The following is an 18,207-nucleotide window of genomic DNA, read 5'->3' on the forward strand; positions in this document are numbered from 1 at the left end:
GTAACGGCTACTTATGCGGCCCAACGCATAACTTGCAGCCGACCTATCCTACGGCGGTTCCGAACAAGCTGCCCAGGGCGTACGTCACACCGGCCGCCGCACCACCGAGTGCGAGCTGCCGCAGCCCGCTGAACCACCAGGTGCGCGCCGTCACCTTGGCCACCACCGCACCGCACGCGAAGAGCCCGAGCAGCGCGAGCAGCACGGCCGGCCACAGGGTGGTCGCACCGAGCAGATACGGCAGTACGGGGAGCAGGGCGCCCAGCGCGAACGACCCGAACGAGGACACGGCGGCGACCAGCGGCGACGGCAGATCACCGGGATCAATGCCCAACTCCTCGCGCGCGTGGATCTCCAGGGCCTGCTCGGGGTCCCGGGACAGCTGCTTGGCCACCTCTCGGGCCAGCCGGGGCTCCACGCCCCGCCCCTCGTACAGCGCCGCGAGCTCGGCCTCCTCATCCGTGGGGTGCTTTCTCAGCTCCCGCCGCTCCACATCCAGCTCGGCCTCGACGAGCTCGCGCTGCGAGGCGACGGAGGTGTACTCGCCGGCGGCCATGGAGAAGGCGCCGGCGGCCAGCCCCGCGAACCCGGTCAGCACGATGGTGTGGTGACTGACCGAGCCCCCCGCGACACCGGTCATCAGGGCGAGGTTGGAGACCAGGCCGTCCATCGCTCCGAACACGGCGGGGCGCAGCCAGCCGCCGTTCACATCCCGGTGCGTGTGGTTGTCGCGGTGCGCCTCGTGCAGCGCCGCCTCGGTCTCGATGATGGCCATGGGGATCCCCCGGAGAGCTCTTTAGACTGAATCCACTTTTCGACAACCCCTAATCTATGCTCCGAATCCCCGTCCGGCCAGCAAGGAAAGGCTGGGCTAACCTGCGCTTTTACCGTTTCTCGCTCATCCGTAGGGGATCTTGCACAGATGTCGACCGGGTGACGCTGGGGTCAGTGAGGCTGTGCGGCAGACCGCGCCGGGGACAGTTCCGCAAAGGGTTCTGCGCCCTGCAAGGACTTGCCGGGCGCCTCTGAGAGGAGAGCCCGCGTATGGCATCGATCGCCTGCGTCCCCTCGGTCCCGGCCCCCGGGGACGCCGCCGAACTCCGCGAACGGGCCCGCGGCGCCCTGCTCGGCCTCGCCGTCGGGGACGCCCTGGGAGCCCCGGCCGAGAACCTCAAGCCCTCCGAGATCCGCGCCCGCTGGGGCCGTATCACCGGCTATGTCGCCGACGAACCGTCCGGCACCGACGACACCGAGTACGCGATCTTCTCGGGCCTGCTGCTGGCCCGGCACGGCTCGGGCCTCACTCCGGCGCACGTGGAGGCGGCCTGGCACGAGTGGATCGCGGACCGCGACGAGGGCCCGTTCCGGGGCGCGGGCTTCAGCGAGCGCGGCACGCTGGAGAACCTGCGCCGGGGCCTGGCAGCCCCCATCTCGGCCCAGCACCGCCACGCGTGGAGCGACGGCCTGGCGATGCGCGCGGCCCCCTCCGGCGTCTTCGCGGCGGGCCGCCCCGCCGAGGCCGCCCGCCTGGTGGCGATCGACGGCTCGGTGAGCCACGACGGCGAGGGCATCTATGGCGGCCAGGCGGTCGCGGCCGGGGTGGCGGCGGCGATGGCGGGCGCGCCGACGATCGCGGTGGTGGCCTCGGCCCTGGCGGTGGTCCCGGACGACTCCTGGACGGCCCGCTCACTGCGCCGGGCGGTGGCGGTGGCCCACCGGGGCGAGCGCGCCGTCCGCTCCGCCGTCGTCATCGGCGGCTACCCCTGGACGGACCTGGCCCCCGAGGCGGTCGCCCTCGCGTTCGGCGCCTATGCGGCAGCCGACGGCGACTTCGTCCAGGCCGTCCTGACAGCCGTCAACATGGGCCGCGACGCCGACACCACGGCGGCGGTGGCGGGCGCCCTGGCGGGAGCGACACAGGGGGAGTCCGCGATCCCGGCCGACTGGGCCGCGGCGATCGGCCCGGCGCGCGGCAGCTGCCTGCCGTCGATGGCGGGACACCACGTGCTGGATGTGGCGGAGTTGCTGACGGCGGGCGAGGACGGGAGGTGGGGTGCGGAGGGATTCGCGCCGGGCGAGATTTCGGTACGACGTGAGGCGCCCACAGGGCCGGATACGTGGCCGCCGCCGGACCCGGGCGCCTTCGCCCCGGCGCGGGACGACGAGGCGGAGGTGCCGTCGTGACGCCGCCCGGCCCGTGGGACGGGACGACGGCCACGGCAGGGCTGATCGAACCCGCAGCCGCCGACGGCGGGGAATCACCACAGGGGCCACCCGCACCTGACAACGAAAGTAGTACGGGTGGTGCGGGTGGGAATACTCCGGCCGAAGGCGAAGCCGAGGCCGAAGCAGCCCACCGCCACCGCAAGGCCCGCCGAATCGAAGGCCTCCTGCTAGGCCTGGCCGCAGGCGACGCCGCCGGCTGGCCGGCCGCCCGCCACCGAGCCGCCCGTATGCCCGACTGGACCCGCCGCCTCACCCGCGAACTCGACACCTTCGCCGAACAGAACGCCACCACCACCCTCCCCGTCCCCATCGCCCTGAACCAACCCCCCGAACCCCTCCGCCTCGGCCCGTCCGACGACGCCGAATGGGCGGCCTTCGCCGCGGAGGCCCTCCTACGATCCGGCGACGACACCGCCCTGGGCGACCTCAGCCGAGAACGCCGTACCCGCGCCGCGATCGACCTGACCTGGAACGCCGTAGCCAGCGAAGTAGCCGCAGCAGCAGACCGCGCCCCCGAGGTCGAGTCCGCCGTCCTCCCCCTCCGCGCCCGCATCTCCGTCCGCGCCGGCCTCGGCAACCTCGCCACCGGCCTACGACCGCCCGCCACCGGCCACGACAACCCGCACTACTTCGACGACGCCGCCTGCGTACGGGCCTGCGTACTGGCCGTGGCCCACCCCGGCGACCCCCGACTCGCCGCCGACCTGGCCGAGTTCGACGCCCGCTACACCCAGGACGGCGACGGAGTGCACGGCGCCCGCGCCATGGCGGCGGCACTGGCGCTCGCCCTCGTCGGCGCCGAGGCGCAGGCCTGCGTGGCAGCCGCCCTCGCCGAACTCCCCGAGGAGACGGAGATCGGCCGCAACACCCGCCACGCGCTGAAACTCGCCCAGGACGCCGACAGCGCCTTCGCCCTCATCCCCCTGCTCGAGCACCAGATCGTCGACCACGTCTACAGCTACGGCATCGCAGCCGCCGAAACGGTCCCGGTCGCCCTGGCCCTGGCCGTCGCGGCACACGGCCGGATCGCGGAAGCGGTCCCGGCGGCGGCCTGCCTCTCCCGGGTCGCCGACTCCGCACCGGCCCTGGCAGGCGCGCTCACCGGCGCACTCGGCGGAGCCGAGTCGATCCCCGCCTCCTGGCGCGACACCTGCCGCACCCTCTCCGGCTGCGTACTCCCCCGGCTCACCGACACGGACCTGGTGGAACTCGCCGAACTCCTGGAAGCCACGCAACCGACCCCACCAGGAGGATGATTCGGGGCATGACGCCCAAAGGAGCAGAAAGTCAAGAGGCAGGTCTGGACGAACGGATCACCGCCGCGCTCGTCGGAGCCGCCGTCGGCGACGCGCTCGGCGGCCCCGTCGAGGGCTACTCCCCCGAGCAGATCGCCGAACGCCACGGCGGCCGCGTCCACGGCATCGTCGGCCCCTGGAACGGCGACGCCTGGCGCACCGCCCGCCCCATCGCGCCGTACCACAAGGGCGACGGCCACGTCACCGACGACACCTTGATGACGCACGCGCTGGTACGGGTGTACGCGACCGTCCGCGACCACCTGGACGCCTACGCGATCGCCGACCACCTGGTCCCGGACCTGATGACGAACCCGCGCTGGATCCCGGAACTGGAAACGGAGGCACTCCCCCTCCACCGAGTCTTCCTGGCGGAGAAATGGCTGGTGGCACGCCTCCACTACGGCCACATCGACCCCCGCGAGGCAGGCGTCGGCAACATCGTCAACTGCGGTGCCGCGATGTACATGGCCCCGGTCGGCCTGGTCAACGCGGCCAACCCGCCGGCCGCCTACGCCGAGGCCCTGGACATCGCCGGCGCCCACCAGTCGTCGTACGGCCGTGAGGCGGCGGGCGTCTTCGCGGCGGCGGTGGCAGCGGCGAGCACACCAGGGGCAACCCCGGACTCGATCGTGTCCACCTGCCTCGCCCTGGCGAAGGACGGCACCCGGGCCGCGATCGAGCAGGTCTGCGAAACGGCGTCCCACCACACGGACTTCGAGTCGGCACTGACCCCGCTCAGGGAAGCAGTCACCCCCTACGACACGGTGGGCCCCGATTACCGCTCCCCCTCCTTGGGCGCCCGCCGGCCGTCCCGCCTGCACGCGATCGAGGAACTCCCGATCGCCCTGGGCATGTTGCTGATCTCCGGTGGCGACTACCGTCAAGCCGTCCTCGGCGCCGTCAACTACGGCCGCGACTGCGACTCCATCGCCACGATGGCCGGCGCCCTGGCAGGCGCCCTGGGCTCACCGCCCCCGCAGGACTGGGCGAAACAGGTGTCGGAGGCAAGCCGCCTGGACCTCTGGGAACCGGCGACGACCCTCACGGCCGTGACCCGGGAGATCTTCGAACGAGACGTAACCCGACGCCGCACACACGAGGCCGCATTCACCGAGCTCGGAGGCCCAGGATGCTCCGACTGACCTGGGTCCAACCGGAGGACCTGCTCGGCCACGAACTCCTCCAGGCGACCCAGGACGGCCGAGAGCCGTCGGCGATCGCGGCGAGGTGGAGGGCGGCGGGCGGCCCGGAGGCTCCGCTCCGGGCGGGCGCATCTCCGGAGCCGGCGTCGAGGTATCTGCGGCTCCTGGCGGAGGACTTGCTGGATGAACTGGCAGAGCTGCCCAGCAAGTTGGAGGACTCCGAGCCAACCGACCTGGCGAAGATCAAGGCCAGCTGCCCAGCTTGGCCTGCGCCAGCCCCAGCTGCGGGCAGTCGCGCCGCTGGGGCGGCTCCCGACCCAAAGAGAGGCGGCACCCCGCCGGCGCGGGCAAGCGTCCCTTCCCCGACGGCAACCCCCACCCAGGCCGGCTTGGAAGCCGCCTGGCTCGGAAGGGCCGTCGGCTGCCTCCTAGGCAAACCAGTAGAAAAGCTCCCCCTAGAAGGCATCCGCCAACTAGCCAAGTCCACCGGCAACTGGCCCCTAAACACGTACTTCACAGCCCAAGGCATCCCCAAAGACCTGGCGACGACATACCCCTGGAACCGCCGCTCAGCCAAAACCTCCCTCGCCGAAAACATCGACGGCATGCCCGAAGACGACGACCTCAACTACCCCCTCCTCAACCTCCTCCTACTCCAACGCCACGGCAAAACCTTCACCACCACGGACGTAGCCACCCTCTGGCTGGAAGAACTCCCCGCCGGCCGCACCTTCACCGCAGAACGCATCGCCTACCGCAACCTCCTCACCGGCCTGGAACCCCCACGCACGGCCCGCCACCGCAACCCCTTCCGCGAATGGATCGGCGCCCTGATCCGTGCCGACATCCACGGCTGGACAAACCCCGGCAACCCCGCGGCCGCCGCGGAACAGGCCCACAAGGACGCCACCCTCACCCACACCGCCAACGGCGTCTACGCGGCGATGTTCATCGCGGCCACCATCGCCACAGTCGCCACCGCCACCACCGCCACCGACGTCCACACCGCACTCCGCACCGGCCTCGCGGTCGTCCCCCCGACCTCCCGCCTCGCCCAGGCCATCCGCCACGCCCTCCAACTGGCCGAAACCCACGAGGACTTCGACAAGGTCGTGGACGAACTCCACGCCACCTACTCCCGCACCCACCACTGGGTCCACGCCATCCCCAACACCGCCCTGATCACCGCCGCCCTCACCCACGCGAACGGCGACTTCACCGGCGCCATCTGCCGTGCCGTATCGGGAGGTTGGGACACCGACTCCAACGGCGCCACGGCCGGCAGCATCGCCGCCCTCCTCGCCGGCACCCCCTTCGCCCTCCCCGACCGCTGGACGGCCCCCCTCAAGAACCGCCTGTCCACATCCATCGCGGACTTCAACGGCACCGGCTTCGACACCCTCGCCCACCTCACCCACGCCCTCGCCCCCTGGGAGGCCCCCCGCCCATGACCCACATCGCCGTACTCGGCAGCACGAACATGGACCTGGTCGCCTACGTCGAGAAGGCGCCACAGCGCGGAGAAACCGTGACGGGCCGCGAGTTCCGTACAATCCCCGGCGGCAAGGGCGCCAACCAGGCGATCGCCGCCGCCCGCGCGGGCGCCACCGTCTCGATGATCGGCGCGGTCGGCAACGACGCCTTCGGCGCCCGCCTCCGCTCGACCCTCGAGCACGCCGGGGTGAGCACCGACCACCTCCGCACCACCGAGGGCCCTTCCGGCACCGCGCACATCGTCGTCGACGACGAGGGCGGCAACGCGATCGTCGTGATCCCCGGCGCCAACGGCACCGTCGACCACCTCGCCCCCGGCGACGAGGGCCTCATCGCCTCCGCCGACGCGCTGCTCCTCCAACTGGAGATCCCCCTCGCCGCGGTCCACGCCGGCGCGCAGACGGCCCGCGCCCACGGCGTCCGTACGATCCTCACGCCCGCCCCCGCCCGGCCCCTGCCTCCCGAACTCCTCGCCGCCACCGACCTGTTGGTGCCCAACGAACACGAGGCGGCGACACTGACCGGCTTCACCGACCCGCACACCGCGGCCACCGCCCTGCTCGACCAGGTCCCGGAGGTGGTCGTCACCCTCGGCGCGGCGGGCAGCCTGTACGCGGCCCGTGGCGCCGAACCGTTCACCGTGCCCGCGCCGCAGGTCACCGCCGTGGACTCGACCGGTGCGGGCGACACCTTCGTCGGCGCCCTGGCCGTGGCCCTCGGCGAGAGCCGCCCGATGCGCGAGGCGCTGGCATGGGCGGCCGCAGCCGCAGCACTTTCCGTACAGCGCGCGGGCGCGTCGGCGTCGATGCCGTACCGCTCCGAGATCGAAGCGGAGTTCACCGCATGACAACAGACCACCGCACGACGACAGACCACCGCACGACCGCCGCCCCCCTCACCGGCCTCCGCGTCCTCGACCTCGCCACCCTCTTCGCCGGCCCCCTCGCCGCCACCATGCTCGGCGATTTCGGCGCGGAGGTCATCAAGGTCGAACACCCCACCAAGCCCGACCCCTCCCGGGGCCACGGCCCGTCGAAGAACGGCGTGGGCCTGTGGTGGAAGCTGCTGGGCCGCAACAAGCGCACGATCACCCTCGATCTGTCCAAGCCCGGCGGCCGCACCACCCTCCTGCGTCTCGCGCGGTCCGCGGACGTCGTCATCGAGAACTTCCGACCCGGCACCCTGGAGAAATGGGCCCTCGGCTGGGAGGAGCTGTCGGCCGCCAACCCGCGCCTGGTCCTCACCCGCGTCACCGGCTTCGGCCAGTTCGGCCCCTACGCCCGCCGCCCCGGCTTCGGCACCCTCGCCGAGGCGATGAGCGGCTTCGCCGCGATCACCGGCGAACCGGACGCGCCCCCGACGCTCCCGCCCTTCGGCCTCGCCGACTCGATCGCCGGCCTCGCGACGGCGTACGCGGTGATGACGGCGCTCGCCGCCCGCGAGCGCACCGGCGAGGGCCAGGTCGTCGACATGGCGATCATCGAGCCGATCCTGACCGTGCTGGGCCCGCAGCCGACCTGGTACGACCAGCTCGGCCACGTCCAGCCGCGCACCGGAAACCGCTCCCAGAACAACGCCCCGCGCAACACCTACCGCACAGCGGACGGCACCTGGGTCGCCGTCTCCACCTCCGCCCAGTCGATCGCCGAGCGCGTGATGCGCCTGGTCGGCCGCCCAGAGCTGATCGACGAGCCGTGGTTCGCCACGGGCGCCGACCGGGCCGCCCACGCCGACGTCCTCGACGAGGCGGTCGGCGCCTGGATCGCCGAGCGCACCCGCACCGAGGTCCTCGCGGCCTTCGAGAAGGCGGAGGCGGCGGTGGCCCCGATCCAGGACGTACGGGACGTGATGGCGGACCCGCAGTACCAGGCACTGAACACGGTCACCACGGTCGACGACCCCGAACTGGGCCCCCTGCGCATGCAGAACGTGCTCTTCCGCCTCTCCTCCACCCCCGGCGCGATCCACTGGGCGGGCCGCCCGCACGGCACGGACACGGACGAGGTCCTCACCGAACTGGGCCTGACACAGGCGGACCTGGACCTCCTGCGCAAGGAGGGCGCCGTATGACAGCGCCCCCGCTCACCTGGCTGTACGCCCCCGGCGACCGCCCGCAGGTCGTCGCCAAGGCCCTCGCCGCCGACGCGGACGTGGTCGTGATCGACCTCGAGGACGCGGTCGCCCCCGACCGCAAGGAGTACGCCCGCACGGCCACCGCCGAACTCCTCACCGAACCCCAGCCCGTCCCGGTCCACGTCCGTGTGAACGCCCTGGACGGCCCGCTGGCAGCGGCGGACCTGAAGGCGGTGGCTGGCCTCCCGGGCCTCTGTGGCCTGCGCCTGCCCAAGGTCACCTCCCCCGAGCAGATCATCCATGTCGCCGACCAGTTGGCGCTCGCCGACGGAGGCGCTCCCCCGCTCTACGCCCTCCTGGAAACGGCCCTGGCCGTCGAACACGCCCACGCGATCGCCTCCGCCCACTCCGCCCTGCGCGGCATCTCCCTCGGGGAGGCGGACCTTCGGGCCGACCTGGGCGTACGGGACGACGCGGGCCTCGACTGGTCCCGCTCCCGGGTGATCGTGGCCGCCAGGGCGGCTGGCCTGGCCCCACCGCCCCAGTCCGTCCACCCCGACATCCGCGACCTGGAAGGCCTGACCGCCACCTGCGCCCACGGCCGCACCCTCGGCTTCCTCGGCCGCGCCGCCATCCACCCCCGCCAGCTCCCGGTCATCGAACGGGCCTACCTCCCCACGGAGAGGGAACTCGAGGAAGCGGAAACAATCATCAAGGCGGCAACGACGAACCAGGGCGCCCAGGCCCTCCCGAACGGCACATTCATCGACGCGGCGGTAGTGGCAACAGCCCAACGAACTCTGTCACTGGCCCGCCGGACATGACTGAGGGCGCCCGGCTTCCCAGGGCGCCCTCATCGTCGTACGGCCGACCGTCAGGTCCTCTTCGCGGACTCGGCCCCGTCCTTCTCGTCCTTTTCCTCGGCCTCCGTGTCGGAGACCTCGGTCTCACCGTCGGCGGTACCGTCACCGTCGGCCTCACCGCCGGAGGCAGCAGGCTCGACGCCGGGTTCCACCACGGCCTCCCGCCCGGGCCGCTTCTTCGACGACAGCACGAGGTACGTCACCGCGAGCAGGAACACGATCATCGCGGTCCAGACGTTCAACCGCAGGCCCAGGACGTGGTGGGCCTCGTCGACGCGCATGTACTCGATCCAGGCGCGGCCGGCGCAGTACGCGGCGACGTACAGCGCGAACGCCCGCCCGTGCCCCAGCTTGAAGCGGCGGTCCGCCCAGATGACCAGGACGGCGACGCCGATGCACCACAGCGACTCGTACAGGAACGTCGGGTGGTACGTGCCCGGCACCCGTCCGTCCGTCGACGAGGTGATCTCCACGGCCCAGGGCAGGTCGGTCGGCTTCCCGTACAGCTCCTGGTTGAACCAGTTGCCCCAGCGGCCGATCGCCTGCGCGAGGGCGATGCCCGGCGCGACGGCGTCGGCCCACGCGGGCAGCGGGATGCCCCGGCGCCGGCAGCCGATCCACGCGCCCAGCGCGCCGAGGGCGATCGCGCCCCAGATGCCGAGGCCGCCCTCCCAGATCTTGAAGGCGTCCACCCAGTCACGGCCCTCGCTGAAGTACAGCTCGTAGTCCGTGATCACGTGGTAGAGCCGACCGCCGATCAGGCCGAACGGCACGGCCCACACCGCGATGTCGGCCACCGTGCCGGCCCGCCCGCCCCGGGCGATCCAGCGCTTGTTGCCGAGCCAGACGGCAACGAAGACGCCGATGATGATGCAGAACGCATAGCCGCGCAGCGGAATGGGGCCGAGGTGGATCACCCCGCGCGACGGGCTGGGAATGTAGGCAAGTTCCATGGCAGGGTCGACGCTACCCTGCCGGGCCGGGCCCACGGCAGGCGGCCCGGCAACGGGTCCATAACGGGCGGGTGTGAAGGCGCCTTACCCCTCGGCCGCCTTCTGCACCATCTCCTTCAGCTTGGCCGGGGTCATCGTCCGGTCCTGGTAGATGTTCTTGCCGCCCAGCAGCACGGTCGGTGTGCCCGAGAAGCCGCCCTTGTTGAAGGCCTCGTGGGACTTGGCGACCCAGCTGTTGTGCGTGCCGTCCTCGACGCACTTGCGGAAGGCGGGGGTGTCCAGGCCGTCGACCTTGCCGGCCAGCTCGATCAGCTTGTCGTTCTTGGCGTAGGCGTCGTCGGTCTCCTGGGGCTGCTTGTCGAAGAGCACGTCGTGATACGCGGGGAACTTGCCGGCGTCCTGGGCGCAGGCCGCGGCGTTGGCCGCGTTGCGGGACCCGGTGCCGCCCATGTTGCCGTCGATGAGCGTGACCAGGCGGTACTCCACCTTCAGCTGTCCGGCCTCGGTCAGCTCGTGGATCGTCGGGCGGTACGCCGTCTCGAAGGCCTTGCAGGCCGGGCAGCGGAAGTCCTCCCACACCGTGAGCGTGGACTTCGCGCTGTCCTTGCCGACCGGGATGGCCAGTGCGTCCTTGCCCTGCGCCCCCGAGGGCGCCACGACCGGGCCTGAGGACTCGCTGCCGTCGTCCTTGCCGACGTTCGCCGCGACGACTCCGATCACCGCCGCGAGACCGAGGACGCCGACCACGCTCGCGCCCACGATCAGCGCCCGGCGTCGCTTCTCCGCGGCCTTCTGCTTCTCACGCTCGACCGCCAGCCGCTCGCGGGCGGTGCGCTTTCCCTCACGGTTCTTGTCGCTCACACCCCGCAGAACGAACCGGGGAGGCGCACCGCGCCTCCCCGGCCCCAGGTCCACTCGTACGAGGGACCTGTATGACATACCGCGCTGGTCACGCCTGTCGGCGCACGCCCTTGGCGAGCTCGCCCGCGAGTGTGCGGACGGCCTCGACACCGGCCGCGTCGTCCGGCGCGTCCAGCATCCGCTTGACGAAGGCCGAGCCGACGATCACGCCGTCCGCGAAGCCGGCGACCTCGGCGGCCTGCTCGGCGTTGGAGACACCGAGCCCGACGCAGACCGGCAGGTCGGTGCCGGTGGCCCGGGTGCGCCGCACCAGGTCCTGAGCCTGCGCGCCGACCGACTCGCGGGTGCCGGTGACGCCCATCAGCGAGGCGGCGTAGACGAAGCCGCTGCCCGCCGCGGTGATCTGCGCGAGCCGCTCGTCCTTGCTGCTGGGGGCCACCACGAAGACGGTCGCGAGGCCGTGCTTCTCCGCGTGCTCCCTCCACAGTGCCGACTCCTGGACAGGAAGATCGGGCAGGATGCAGCCCGCGCCGCCGGCCTCGGCCAGCTCGGCGGTGAAGCGCTCGACGCCGTAGCGGTCGATCGGGTTCCAGTACGTCATCACGAGCACCGGCTTGCCGGTCGCCTCGTGGGCCTCCCGGACCGTCCGCATGACGTCCGCGATCTTGACGCCGCCCCGCAGGGCGATGTCGTCGGCGGTCTGGATCACCGGTCCGTCGAGGACGGGGTCGCTGTGCGGCAGCCCGACCTCGACGATGTCGGCGCCGCCGTCGAAGACGGCCTTGATCGCCTCGATGCCGCCGTCCACCGTCGGGAACCCGGCCGGGAGGTAGGCGATGAGGGCGGAGCGGCCCTCGGCCTTGGCGGCGGCGAGGGTGTCCGTCAGAAGCTGGATGGTGCCGCTCACTTGGCGTCCCCCTCGATCTCGGCGGTCCCGTTGCCCGCGTCGGCCGCGACCTCGGCGTCGGTGTCGTACAGGCTGAAGTAGCGGGCGGCGGTGTCCATGTCCTTGTCGCCGCGGCCGGACAGGTTGACCACGATCAGACCGTCCTTGCCCAGTTCCCGGCCGACCTCCAGGGCGCCGGCCAGCGCGTGGGCGCTCTCGATGGCCGGGATGATGCCCTCGGTCTGCGACAGCAGGCGCAGCGCCTGCATGGCCGCGTCGTCGGTGACCGCGCGGTACTCGCCGCGGCCGGTGTCCTTGAGGTAGGAGTGCTCGGGGCCGATGCCCGGGTAGTCCAGACCGGCCGAGATCGAGTACGGCTCGGTGATCTGGCCCTCCTCGTCCTGGAGGACGTACGAGCGCGATCCGTGCAGGATGCCGGGCTCGCCCGCGGACAGGGTCGCCGCGTGCTCGCCGGTCTCGATGCCGTGGCCGGCGGGCTCACAGCCGATGAGCCTCACGCCCTCGTCGGGGATGAAGGCGTGGAAGAGACCGATGGCGTTGGAGCCGCCGCCGACGCAGGCGACGGCCGCGTCGGGCAGCCGCCCGGCGCGCTCCAGCAACTGGCGGCGGGCCTCGACGCCGATGACGCGGTGGAAGTCGCGGACCATCGCGGGGAAGGGGTGCGGCCCGGCCACGGTCCCGAACAGGTAGTGGGTGTGGTCGACGTTGGCGACCCAGTCACGGAAGGCCTCGTTGATCGCGTCCTTCAGCGTACGGCTGCCGGACTTCACGGCGATGACCTCGGCACCGAGCATGCGCATACGGGCCACGTTCAGGGCCTGCCGCTTGGTGTCGATCTCGCCCATGTAGATGGTGCACTCGAGACCGAACAGCGCGCAGGCGGTGGCGGTCGCGACACCGTGCTGACCGGCGCCGGTCTCGGCGATTACACGCGTCTTGCCCATGCGCCTGGTGAGCAGGGCCTGGCCGAGCACGTTGTTGATCTTGTGGGAGCCGGTGTGGTTGAGGTCCTCGCGCTTGAGGAACACGCGCGCGCCACCGGCGTGTTCGGCGAAGCGGGGGACTTCTGTGAGGGCGCTGGGGCGGCCGGTGTAGTTCACCAGCAGGTCGTCGAGCTCGCGGGCGAACTCGGGGTCGTGCTTGGCCTTGTCGTACTCGACGGCCACCTCGTCCACGGCGGCGACGAGGGCCTCCGGGATGAACTTGCCGCCGAACGCGCCGAAGTAGCCTTCGGCGCTGGGGATTTGACCCTCCGGGTCGGGGATGAAGAAGTCGCTGGGCATGCGGAAACCTCACGGTGAGTGTTTTGGGGTCACTGATCGCCGTGGGGGCGGGGGTTGTCAGTTGACTGCGGGCCGGTTGTGGCTGGTCGCGCCCACGCGGCGGAGCCGCATATTCAGAACTGTCCCGCGCCCCTAAAAGAAGGGGCGCTGCCATCGCCGTCCGTTTACCTGCCCAGGCTCGTCACCGATGACGTATCGGACCCGTCGACCGTGCACCCGCCTCGCGGGCGCGCGGCAGCCTCGGGGCCGGCAGCCGCGCGCGAGGCGGGCGTACGGGTCCCTGGTCGCCAGGGTGATCGGGAGAGTCATCGGGGCCAAGCCTAGCGGGTGATCAGCCCCGGCCGTGCCGCAATGCGGGATGCGCACCCGCCGCGACCAGGTCGGCGACCGCCGTCTTCGGGTCCTTGCCGGTCACCAGGGACTCGCCGACCAGGACCGCGTCGGCGCCGGCGTTGGCGTACGCGATGAGGTCGTGCGGGCCGCGGACACCCGACTCCGCGATCTTGACGATGCTGTCCGGGATCTCCGGCGCGACCCGCTCGAAGGTCGTGCGGTCGACCTCCAGCGTCTTCAGGTTGCGCGCGTTGACGCCGATCACCTTCGCGCCCGCGTCCACCGCGCGCTCGACCTCGTCCTCGTCGTGCACCTCGACCAGCGGGGTGAGGCCGATGGACTCGGCGCGCTCGACCAGGGACTCCAGCGCCGACTGCTCCAGGGCCGCGACGATGAGCAGCGCCAGGTCGGCGCCGTACGCCCGTGCCTCCCACAGCTGGTACGAGGTGACGATGAAGTCCTTGCGCAGGACGGGGATGTCCACGCGGGCGCGGACCGCCTCCAGGTCGGCCAGCGAGCCGCCGAAGCGGCGCTGTTCGGTGAGGACGGAGATGACGGCCGCGCCGCCCGCCTCGTAGTCCGCGGCGAGGCCGGCCGGGTCGGCGATCGCGGCCAGCGCGCCCTTGGACGGGCTGGAGCGCTTGACCTCACAGATCACCTTGACGCCTTCGCCGCGCAGTGCGGCCACTCCGTCCTTGGCCGCGGGAGCCTTCGCCGCGCGCTCCTTGAGCTCGTCGAGGCTGACGCGCGCCTGCCGCTCCGCGAGGTCGGCACGGACTCCGTCGATGATCTCGTCGAGCACACTCACGCGAGCGGCCCCCTTCCAGACGGTCGATGTTCAAGCGGTTGAGCTTCCGCCATCCGCCCGCCTTGATGAGACGAAACCGATGGTCACTGTGATGGTATCCGGAGGAAGGCGTGGGCCTCGCATCCGGTTGACGCCGGTCCCTCCCCCACCCTCGAACCAGCTTCGCATGGCTCGGGCGGGAGGTGCCCCCTTACTGGACGTTCGCCAGTTGATCAAGGGTGTAGCCAGCCACCGAACGGCAGGTTCCGGACAACCGTGAAGACCAGCAGCAACGCGCCCAGACTCCACAGGTGCACCGGCCCGAGATCGATCCTCAGCGGCCGCCCGCGCAGCGAGCGGACCACCCAGACGGTCCACACCACCGCGAAGACGAGGTATCCCGCGACGGCCAGGGCATTGGCTCCGAGCGCTGCTACGAAATCTCCGTGTACGAAGGCGTGCGCGCTGCGCAGCCCGCCGCAGCCGGGGCAGTAGATGCCGGTCAGGCGCAGCAGCGGGCAGGCGGGGTAGTGACCGGGTTCGTTGGGGTCCACGGTGCCCACGTAGGCGAAGGCACCGGCCACGGCCGCGAGCACCCCGGCGGGGGCGGCCAGCCGTCCCAGCACGGCGGTGTACGTCGCCTTCTGACGGTCGGCCTGGCTGTCGGCGTTCACGTTGGCATTGTGCCCTGCGCGGGCCTCCGGACGCGCGTGAGGGGCGGCCGGAGCCGCCCCTCGTGGAGAGTTCAGGTCACCTCTCGACGCTCGCCGGCTCGCGCTTCTCCCCGGTGGTGTGGTGCACCGGGTGGGCGTTCTTCGGCTGGCCCATGCCCATCGCCCTCATGATCCAGCCGACGACGCCACCGAGGACCACGATCGCCAGGCCGGCCCAGAAGCCCACAGGCTGTGCCATCACCATGAAGGCGCCCGAGACGCAGAAACCGATGAACGCGATAGTGACACCGGTCCAGGCGGCCGGGGTGTGACCGTGGCTGCTGCCCGCCATGACTTGCTCCTCGTTGCTGTGTTCGTGTCTGAGCCGGACGCTCATGGCCATTGTCCCGCACACGCGCGTGCGGGTTGTCCGGGGGTCGGCCCTCGCGCGTCGAAGCCAAGCGTTCGGCAGCGCCCCAAAGGGGCGCGGGGAACTGCGCGACCAGCCACGACGGACCCGCGGTCGACGCACCGGACCCAGCGGAGCGCTTACGCGCCGGTGGGGTCCTCGCCCCGGTCTAGGGCCTTCCAGAGGTCCTCGGGCCGGTCGGGGTCCACGGCGGGTGCCGTGCGGCGCGGGCGGGGGGCTCCGGCGCGTTCGTAGCGGCCGGACATGGCGGGCCACAGGCGGCCGTAGCGCAGGGCGAGCAGTCCGGCGAGGAGGAGCAGGACGCCGCCGACGGCCGCGACGTACGGCCAGGCGGTGTGGGAGAGCGCGTCCACGGTGGCCGAGGTGTCGCCGGAGGCCTTCGCGGCCTTCTCGTCGAGCGCGGAGCTGTCGGAGGCGCCGAGCAGGGCCGCGGCGATCGTGCCGGCGCCGGAGAGCGCGAGCAGGGCGGCGACGAGGAAGCGGCCGGCCCGGCGGACGGCGAAGACGGCGACGAGCGCGGCGAGGCCCACTATGGCGAGGGCAGCGGGGACGCCGGTGACATCGCTGCCGTTGGCGGTCAGCGGGAAGGCGCCGCCGGCCACCGTCGCGGTGCCCTCCGACCATTGCTGCCGGGTGGCCAGCAACGCCACGGCCGCGCCGAGCGCACCGCACAGCAGAGCGACGGCGAGGCTCAGGCGGCCGGCCCGGGCGGGTCCTGCGGCTTCGGAACGGGGGTGAGGTACAGCAGTCACGTACTCCACTATCGCGTGAACCCCGGGCGAACCGTCACCCGGGGTTCAGTGAGAAGCGCCCCACTCTGCGAGAAGCGCCCTACTTGCCCAGCCGGTTGGCGGTGTGTACCGCTCGCAGGACCGCCGCCGCCTTGTTCCGGCACTCGGTGTCCTCGGCGACCGGGTCGGAGTCGGCGACGATGCCGGCGCCCGCCTGGACGTAGGCCGTGCCGTCGCGCAGGAGGGCCGTGCGGATGGCGATGGCGGTGTCGGAGTCGCCGGCGAAGTCGAGGTAGCCGACGCAGCCGCCGTACAGGCCGCGCCTGGAGGGTTCCAGTTCGTCGATGATCTGCATCGCGCGGGGCTTGGGCGCGCCGGAGAGCGTGCCCGCCGGGAAACAGGCCGTCAGCACGTCGAAGGCCGTACGGCCCCGGGCGATCCGGCCCGTCACGGTCGAGACGATGTGCATGACGTGCGAGTACCGCTCGATGGACATGAAGTCGACGACCTCGACCGAGCCGGGCTCGCAGACGCGTCCGAGGTCGTTGCGCCCGAGGTCGACGAGCATCAGGTGCTCCGCGCGCTCCTTGGGGTCGGCCAGCAGTTCGTCGGCGAGGGCCTGGTCCTCCTGCGGGGTGGTCCCGCGGGGCCGGGTGCCGGCGATGGGGTGGACCATGGCCTGCCCGTCCTCCACCTTGACCAGGGCCTCGGGGGACGAGCCGACGACGTCGAACTCCTCGAACCGGAACAGGTACATGTACGGCGAGGGGTTGGTCGCCCGCAGCACCCGGTACACGTCCAACGCGGTTGCCGTGCACGGTGTTTCGAAGCGCTGCGACGGTACGACCTGGAAGGCCTCGCCCGCCCGGATGCGCTCCTTGATGTCCTCGACGGCCTCCTGGAAGTCGGGGCCGCCCCAGAGCGCGGTGTACTCGGGGAGCTCGGAGGGCGGCAGCACGGCGGGCGGCTGGGCGACCGCGCGCGAGAGGTCAGCCTCCATGGCGTCCAGACGGGCCACGGCATCGGCGTACGCATCGTCGACGCCCGTGTCGAGGTCGTTGTGGTTGATCGCGTTGGCGATCAGCAGGACCGAGCCCTCCCAGTGGTCCATGACGGCGAGGTCGCTGGTGAGGAGCATGGTCAGCTCGGGCAGCTTCAGGTCGTCCCGCTCGCCGGGGCCGATCTTCTCCAGGCGGCGCACGATGTCGTAGCCGAGATAGCCGACCATGCCGCCGGTGAAGGGCGGCAGGCCCTCCTGGTGGGGGGTGTGCAGGGCCTCGATGGTGGCGCGCAGGGCGGCGAGCGGGTCGCCGTCGACGGGGACGCCGACGGGCGGGACGCCGAGCCAGTGGGCCTGGCCGTCGCGCTCGGTGAGCGTGCCGGTGGAGCGGACGCCGACGAAGGAGTACCGGGACCACGAGCGGCCGTTCTCCGCGGACTCCAGCAGGAAGGTGCCGGGGCGCTCTGCGGCCAGCTTGCGGTAGAGCGCGACCGGGGTGTCGCCGTCGGCGAGCAGCTTGCGGGTGACGGGGATGACGCGGCGGTCGGTGGCCAGCTTGCGGAACGTCTCGAGGTCCATGGCGGCTGACCTTACTGATTCACGGCCGGCACGCCGGAATCGGCGCCGCCCTCGTCGATGCGGTCCTTGTCGATGCCGTCCTTGTCGATGCGGTCCTTGTCGATGCCGTCCTTGTCGATGCCGTCCTTGTCGATGCGGTCCTTGTCGATGCCGTCCTTGAGCAGCACGTCCGCGTCGAAGCAGGTGCGCGCGCCGGTGTGGCAGGCGGCGCCGACCTGGTCGACCTTGACCAGCACGGTGTCGGCGTCGCAGTCGAGGGCGACGGACTTGACCCACTGGAAGTGGCCGGAGGTGTCGCCCTTGACCCAGTACTCCCGGCGGCTGCGCGACCAGTAGGTGCAGCGGCCGGTGGTCAGGGTGCGGTGCAGCGCCTCGTCGTCCATCCAGCCGAGCATCAGCACCTCTCCGGTGTCGTACTGCTGGGCGATGGCGGGCAGGAGTCCGTCGGCGCTGCGCTTGAGGCGCGCCGCGATCTCCGGGTCGAGGCCGGTGGGCGGGGGCGTGCTGGTCATGAGTGCCATTGTGCCGCGCGCCACTGACAAGCCCGTTGGGGTGTCCACGGATTGAAAAAGGGCGGCGCGAAGCGCCTCGATG

19 protein-coding genes are annotated in these 18,207 nt (G+C 71.8%); 7 read left to right on the top strand and 12 right to left on the bottom strand.

Features of this window, described 5'->3' with window-relative positions; all coding sequences use genetic code 11:
• Positions 1 to 43 precede the first annotated feature (43 nt).
• Positions 44 to 775: a VIT1/CCC1 transporter family protein gene (locus CLM62_RS13710; RefSeq protein WP_095750137.1), complete on the bottom strand. Its 732-nt coding sequence runs from the start codon at positions 773 to 775 to the stop codon at positions 44 to 46.
• A 269-nt stretch (positions 776 to 1,044) separates the two neighbouring features.
• Between CLM62_RS13710 and CLM62_RS13715 the strand changes: the two genes are divergently transcribed.
• The 7 genes from CLM62_RS13715 to CLM62_RS13745 are packed head-to-tail and all read left to right on the top strand — an operon-like array spanning position 1,045 to position 9,057.
• Positions 1,045 to 2,184: an ADP-ribosylglycohydrolase family protein gene (locus tag CLM62_RS13715; protein ID WP_257003834.1), complete on the top strand. Its 1,140-nt coding sequence runs from the start codon at positions 1,045 to 1,047 to the stop codon at positions 2,182 to 2,184.
• 41 nt (positions 2,185 to 2,225) lie between these two features.
• Positions 2,226 to 3,482 (top strand): ADP-ribosylglycohydrolase family protein, encoded by a 1,257-nt coding sequence (locus tag CLM62_RS13720; protein ID WP_257003837.1) that lies wholly within the window; start codon positions 2,226 to 2,228, stop codon positions 3,480 to 3,482.
• Positions 3,483 to 3,490: 8 nt separating this feature from the next.
• The gene (locus CLM62_RS13725; RefSeq protein WP_095750138.1) at positions 3,491 to 4,666 is read left to right on the top strand and encodes an ADP-ribosylglycohydrolase family protein; all 1,176 of its coding nucleotides are present in this window, start codon (positions 3,491 to 3,493) and stop codon (positions 4,664 to 4,666) included.
• Positions 4,654 to 6,117 (top strand): ADP-ribosylglycohydrolase family protein, encoded by a 1,464-nt coding sequence (locus CLM62_RS13730; RefSeq protein ID WP_095750139.1) that lies wholly within the window; start codon positions 4,654 to 4,656, stop codon positions 6,115 to 6,117. Before CLM62_RS13725 ends, CLM62_RS13730 begins: the two co-directional genes overlap by 13 nt.
• A complete protein-coding gene (rbsK, locus tag CLM62_RS13735; RefSeq protein ID WP_095750140.1) occupies positions 6,114 to 7,007 on the top strand; it encodes a ribokinase in 894 nt (297 codons plus the stop codon). The genes CLM62_RS13730 and rbsK overlap by 4 nt, the downstream gene beginning before the upstream one ends.
• On the top strand, positions 7,004 to 8,230 hold the full coding sequence (locus CLM62_RS13740) for a CaiB/BaiF CoA-transferase family protein (RefSeq protein WP_095750141.1): 1,227 nt from the start codon (positions 7,004 to 7,006) through the stop codon (positions 8,228 to 8,230). The genes rbsK and CLM62_RS13740 overlap by 4 nt, the downstream gene beginning before the upstream one ends.
• A complete protein-coding gene (locus CLM62_RS13745) occupies positions 8,227 to 9,057 on the top strand; it encodes a CoA ester lyase (protein ID WP_095750142.1) in 831 nt (276 codons plus the stop codon). The genes CLM62_RS13740 and CLM62_RS13745 overlap by 4 nt, the downstream gene beginning before the upstream one ends.
• Before the next feature lie 50 nt (positions 9,058 to 9,107).
• Here the strand turns inward: CLM62_RS13745 and lgt are convergent, their stop codons facing one another.
• The 11 genes from lgt to hisI all read right to left on the bottom strand — a co-directional run bounded on the left by lgt (position 9,108) and on the right by hisI (position 18,125).
• Complete coding sequence (lgt, locus tag CLM62_RS13750; protein WP_095750143.1) at positions 9,108 to 10,049, bottom strand: prolipoprotein diacylglyceryl transferase; 942 nt, start codon at positions 10,047 to 10,049, stop codon at positions 9,108 to 9,110.
• Positions 10,050 to 10,133: 84 nt separating this feature from the next.
• Positions 10,134 to 10,910 carry a thioredoxin domain-containing protein gene (locus CLM62_RS13755; protein WP_179382085.1) on the bottom strand — a complete coding sequence of 259 codons (777 nt, stop codon included), beginning with the start codon at positions 10,908 to 10,910 and terminating at the stop codon, positions 10,134 to 10,136.
• Positions 10,911 to 10,998: 88 nt separating this feature from the next.
• Positions 10,999 to 11,817 (bottom strand): tryptophan synthase subunit alpha, encoded by an 819-nt coding sequence (gene trpA, locus CLM62_RS13760; protein WP_095750145.1) that lies wholly within the window; start codon positions 11,815 to 11,817, stop codon positions 10,999 to 11,001.
• The gene (gene trpB / locus CLM62_RS13765; protein ID WP_095750146.1) at positions 11,814 to 13,100 is read right to left on the bottom strand and encodes a tryptophan synthase subunit beta; all 1,287 of its coding nucleotides are present in this window, start codon (positions 13,098 to 13,100) and stop codon (positions 11,814 to 11,816) included. The genes trpA and trpB overlap by 4 nt, the downstream gene beginning before the upstream one ends.
• Positions 13,101 to 13,232: 132 nt before the next feature.
• Positions 13,233 to 13,409 carry a tryptophan biosynthesis modulator TrpM gene (gene trpM / locus CLM62_RS53025; protein ID WP_107483785.1) on the bottom strand — a complete coding sequence of 59 codons (177 nt, stop codon included), beginning with the start codon at positions 13,407 to 13,409 and terminating at the stop codon, positions 13,233 to 13,235.
• Positions 13,410 to 13,431: 22 nt separating this feature from the next.
• Positions 13,432 to 14,241: an indole-3-glycerol phosphate synthase TrpC gene (trpC, locus tag CLM62_RS13775; protein WP_095750148.1), complete on the bottom strand. Its 810-nt coding sequence runs from the start codon at positions 14,239 to 14,241 to the stop codon at positions 13,432 to 13,434.
• Positions 14,242 to 14,453: 212 nt separating this feature from the next.
• Positions 14,454 to 14,894, bottom strand: a complete 441-nt coding sequence (locus tag CLM62_RS13780) for a DUF2752 domain-containing protein (RefSeq protein WP_095750149.1) — start codon at positions 14,892 to 14,894, stop codon at positions 14,454 to 14,456.
• Between the two features lie 76 nt (positions 14,895 to 14,970).
• Entirely contained in the window at positions 14,971 to 15,225 is a 255-nt protein-coding gene (locus CLM62_RS13785) for an HGxxPAAW family protein (protein ID WP_095750173.1), read from the bottom strand.
• A gap of 197 nt (positions 15,226 to 15,422) precedes the next feature.
• A complete protein-coding gene (locus CLM62_RS13790) occupies positions 15,423 to 16,064 on the bottom strand; it encodes a TIGR02234 family membrane protein (protein WP_095750150.1) in 642 nt (213 codons plus the stop codon).
• Between the two features lie 70 nt (positions 16,065 to 16,134).
• Positions 16,135 to 17,613: an anthranilate synthase component I gene (locus CLM62_RS13795; RefSeq protein WP_095750151.1), complete on the bottom strand. Its 1,479-nt coding sequence runs from the start codon at positions 17,611 to 17,613 to the stop codon at positions 16,135 to 16,137.
• 11 nt (positions 17,614 to 17,624) lie between these two features.
• Positions 17,625 to 18,125 carry a phosphoribosyl-AMP cyclohydrolase gene (hisI, locus tag CLM62_RS13800; protein WP_257003835.1) on the bottom strand — a complete coding sequence of 167 codons (501 nt, stop codon included), beginning with the start codon at positions 18,123 to 18,125 and terminating at the stop codon, positions 17,625 to 17,627.
• Positions 18,126 to 18,207: the final 82 nt, after the last annotated feature.

It is taken from the genome of Streptomyces sp. SA15, from assembly GCF_002291145.1.
In the GTDB taxonomy this organism is placed as follows: domain Bacteria; phylum Actinomycetota; class Actinomycetes; order Streptomycetales; family Streptomycetaceae; genus Streptomyces.

Bases quoted from the DNA above. Each gene is read 5' to 3' on its own strand.
- CLM62_RS13725 (WP_095750138.1), top strand. From the start codon at position 3,491: ATGACGCCCAAAGGAGCAGAAAGTCAAGAGGCAGGTCTGGACGAACGG.
- hisI (WP_257003835.1), bottom strand. From the start codon at position 18,125: ATGACCAGCACGCCCCCGCCCACCGGCCTCGACCCGGAGATCGCGGCG.
- CLM62_RS13715 (WP_257003834.1), top strand. From the start codon at position 1,045: ATGGCATCGATCGCCTGCGTCCCCTCGGTCCCGGCCCCCGGGGACGCC.
- CLM62_RS13740 (WP_095750141.1), top strand. From the start codon at position 7,004: ATGACAACAGACCACCGCACGACGACAGACCACCGCACGACCGCCGCC.
- rbsK (WP_095750140.1), top strand. From the start codon at position 6,114: ATGACCCACATCGCCGTACTCGGCAGCACGAACATGGACCTGGTCGCC.
- CLM62_RS13710 (WP_095750137.1), bottom strand. From the start codon at position 775: ATGGCCATCATCGAGACCGAGGCGGCGCTGCACGAGGCGCACCGCGAC.
- trpM (WP_107483785.1), bottom strand. From the start codon at position 13,409: ATGACTCTCCCGATCACCCTGGCGACCAGGGACCCGTACGCCCGCCTC.
- CLM62_RS13785 (WP_095750173.1), bottom strand. From the start codon at position 15,225: ATGGCGGGCAGCAGCCACGGTCACACCCCGGCCGCCTGGACCGGTGTC.
- trpB (WP_095750146.1), bottom strand. From the start codon at position 13,100: ATGCCCAGCGACTTCTTCATCCCCGACCCGGAGGGTCAAATCCCCAGC.
- CLM62_RS13745 (WP_095750142.1), top strand. From the start codon at position 8,227: ATGACAGCGCCCCCGCTCACCTGGCTGTACGCCCCCGGCGACCGCCCG.
- CLM62_RS13795 (WP_095750151.1), bottom strand. From the start codon at position 17,613: ATGGACCTCGAGACGTTCCGCAAGCTGGCCACCGACCGCCGCGTCATC.
- lgt (WP_095750143.1), bottom strand. From the start codon at position 10,049: ATGGAACTTGCCTACATTCCCAGCCCGTCGCGCGGGGTGATCCACCTC.
- CLM62_RS13730 (WP_095750139.1), top strand. From the start codon at position 4,654: ATGCTCCGACTGACCTGGGTCCAACCGGAGGACCTGCTCGGCCACGAA.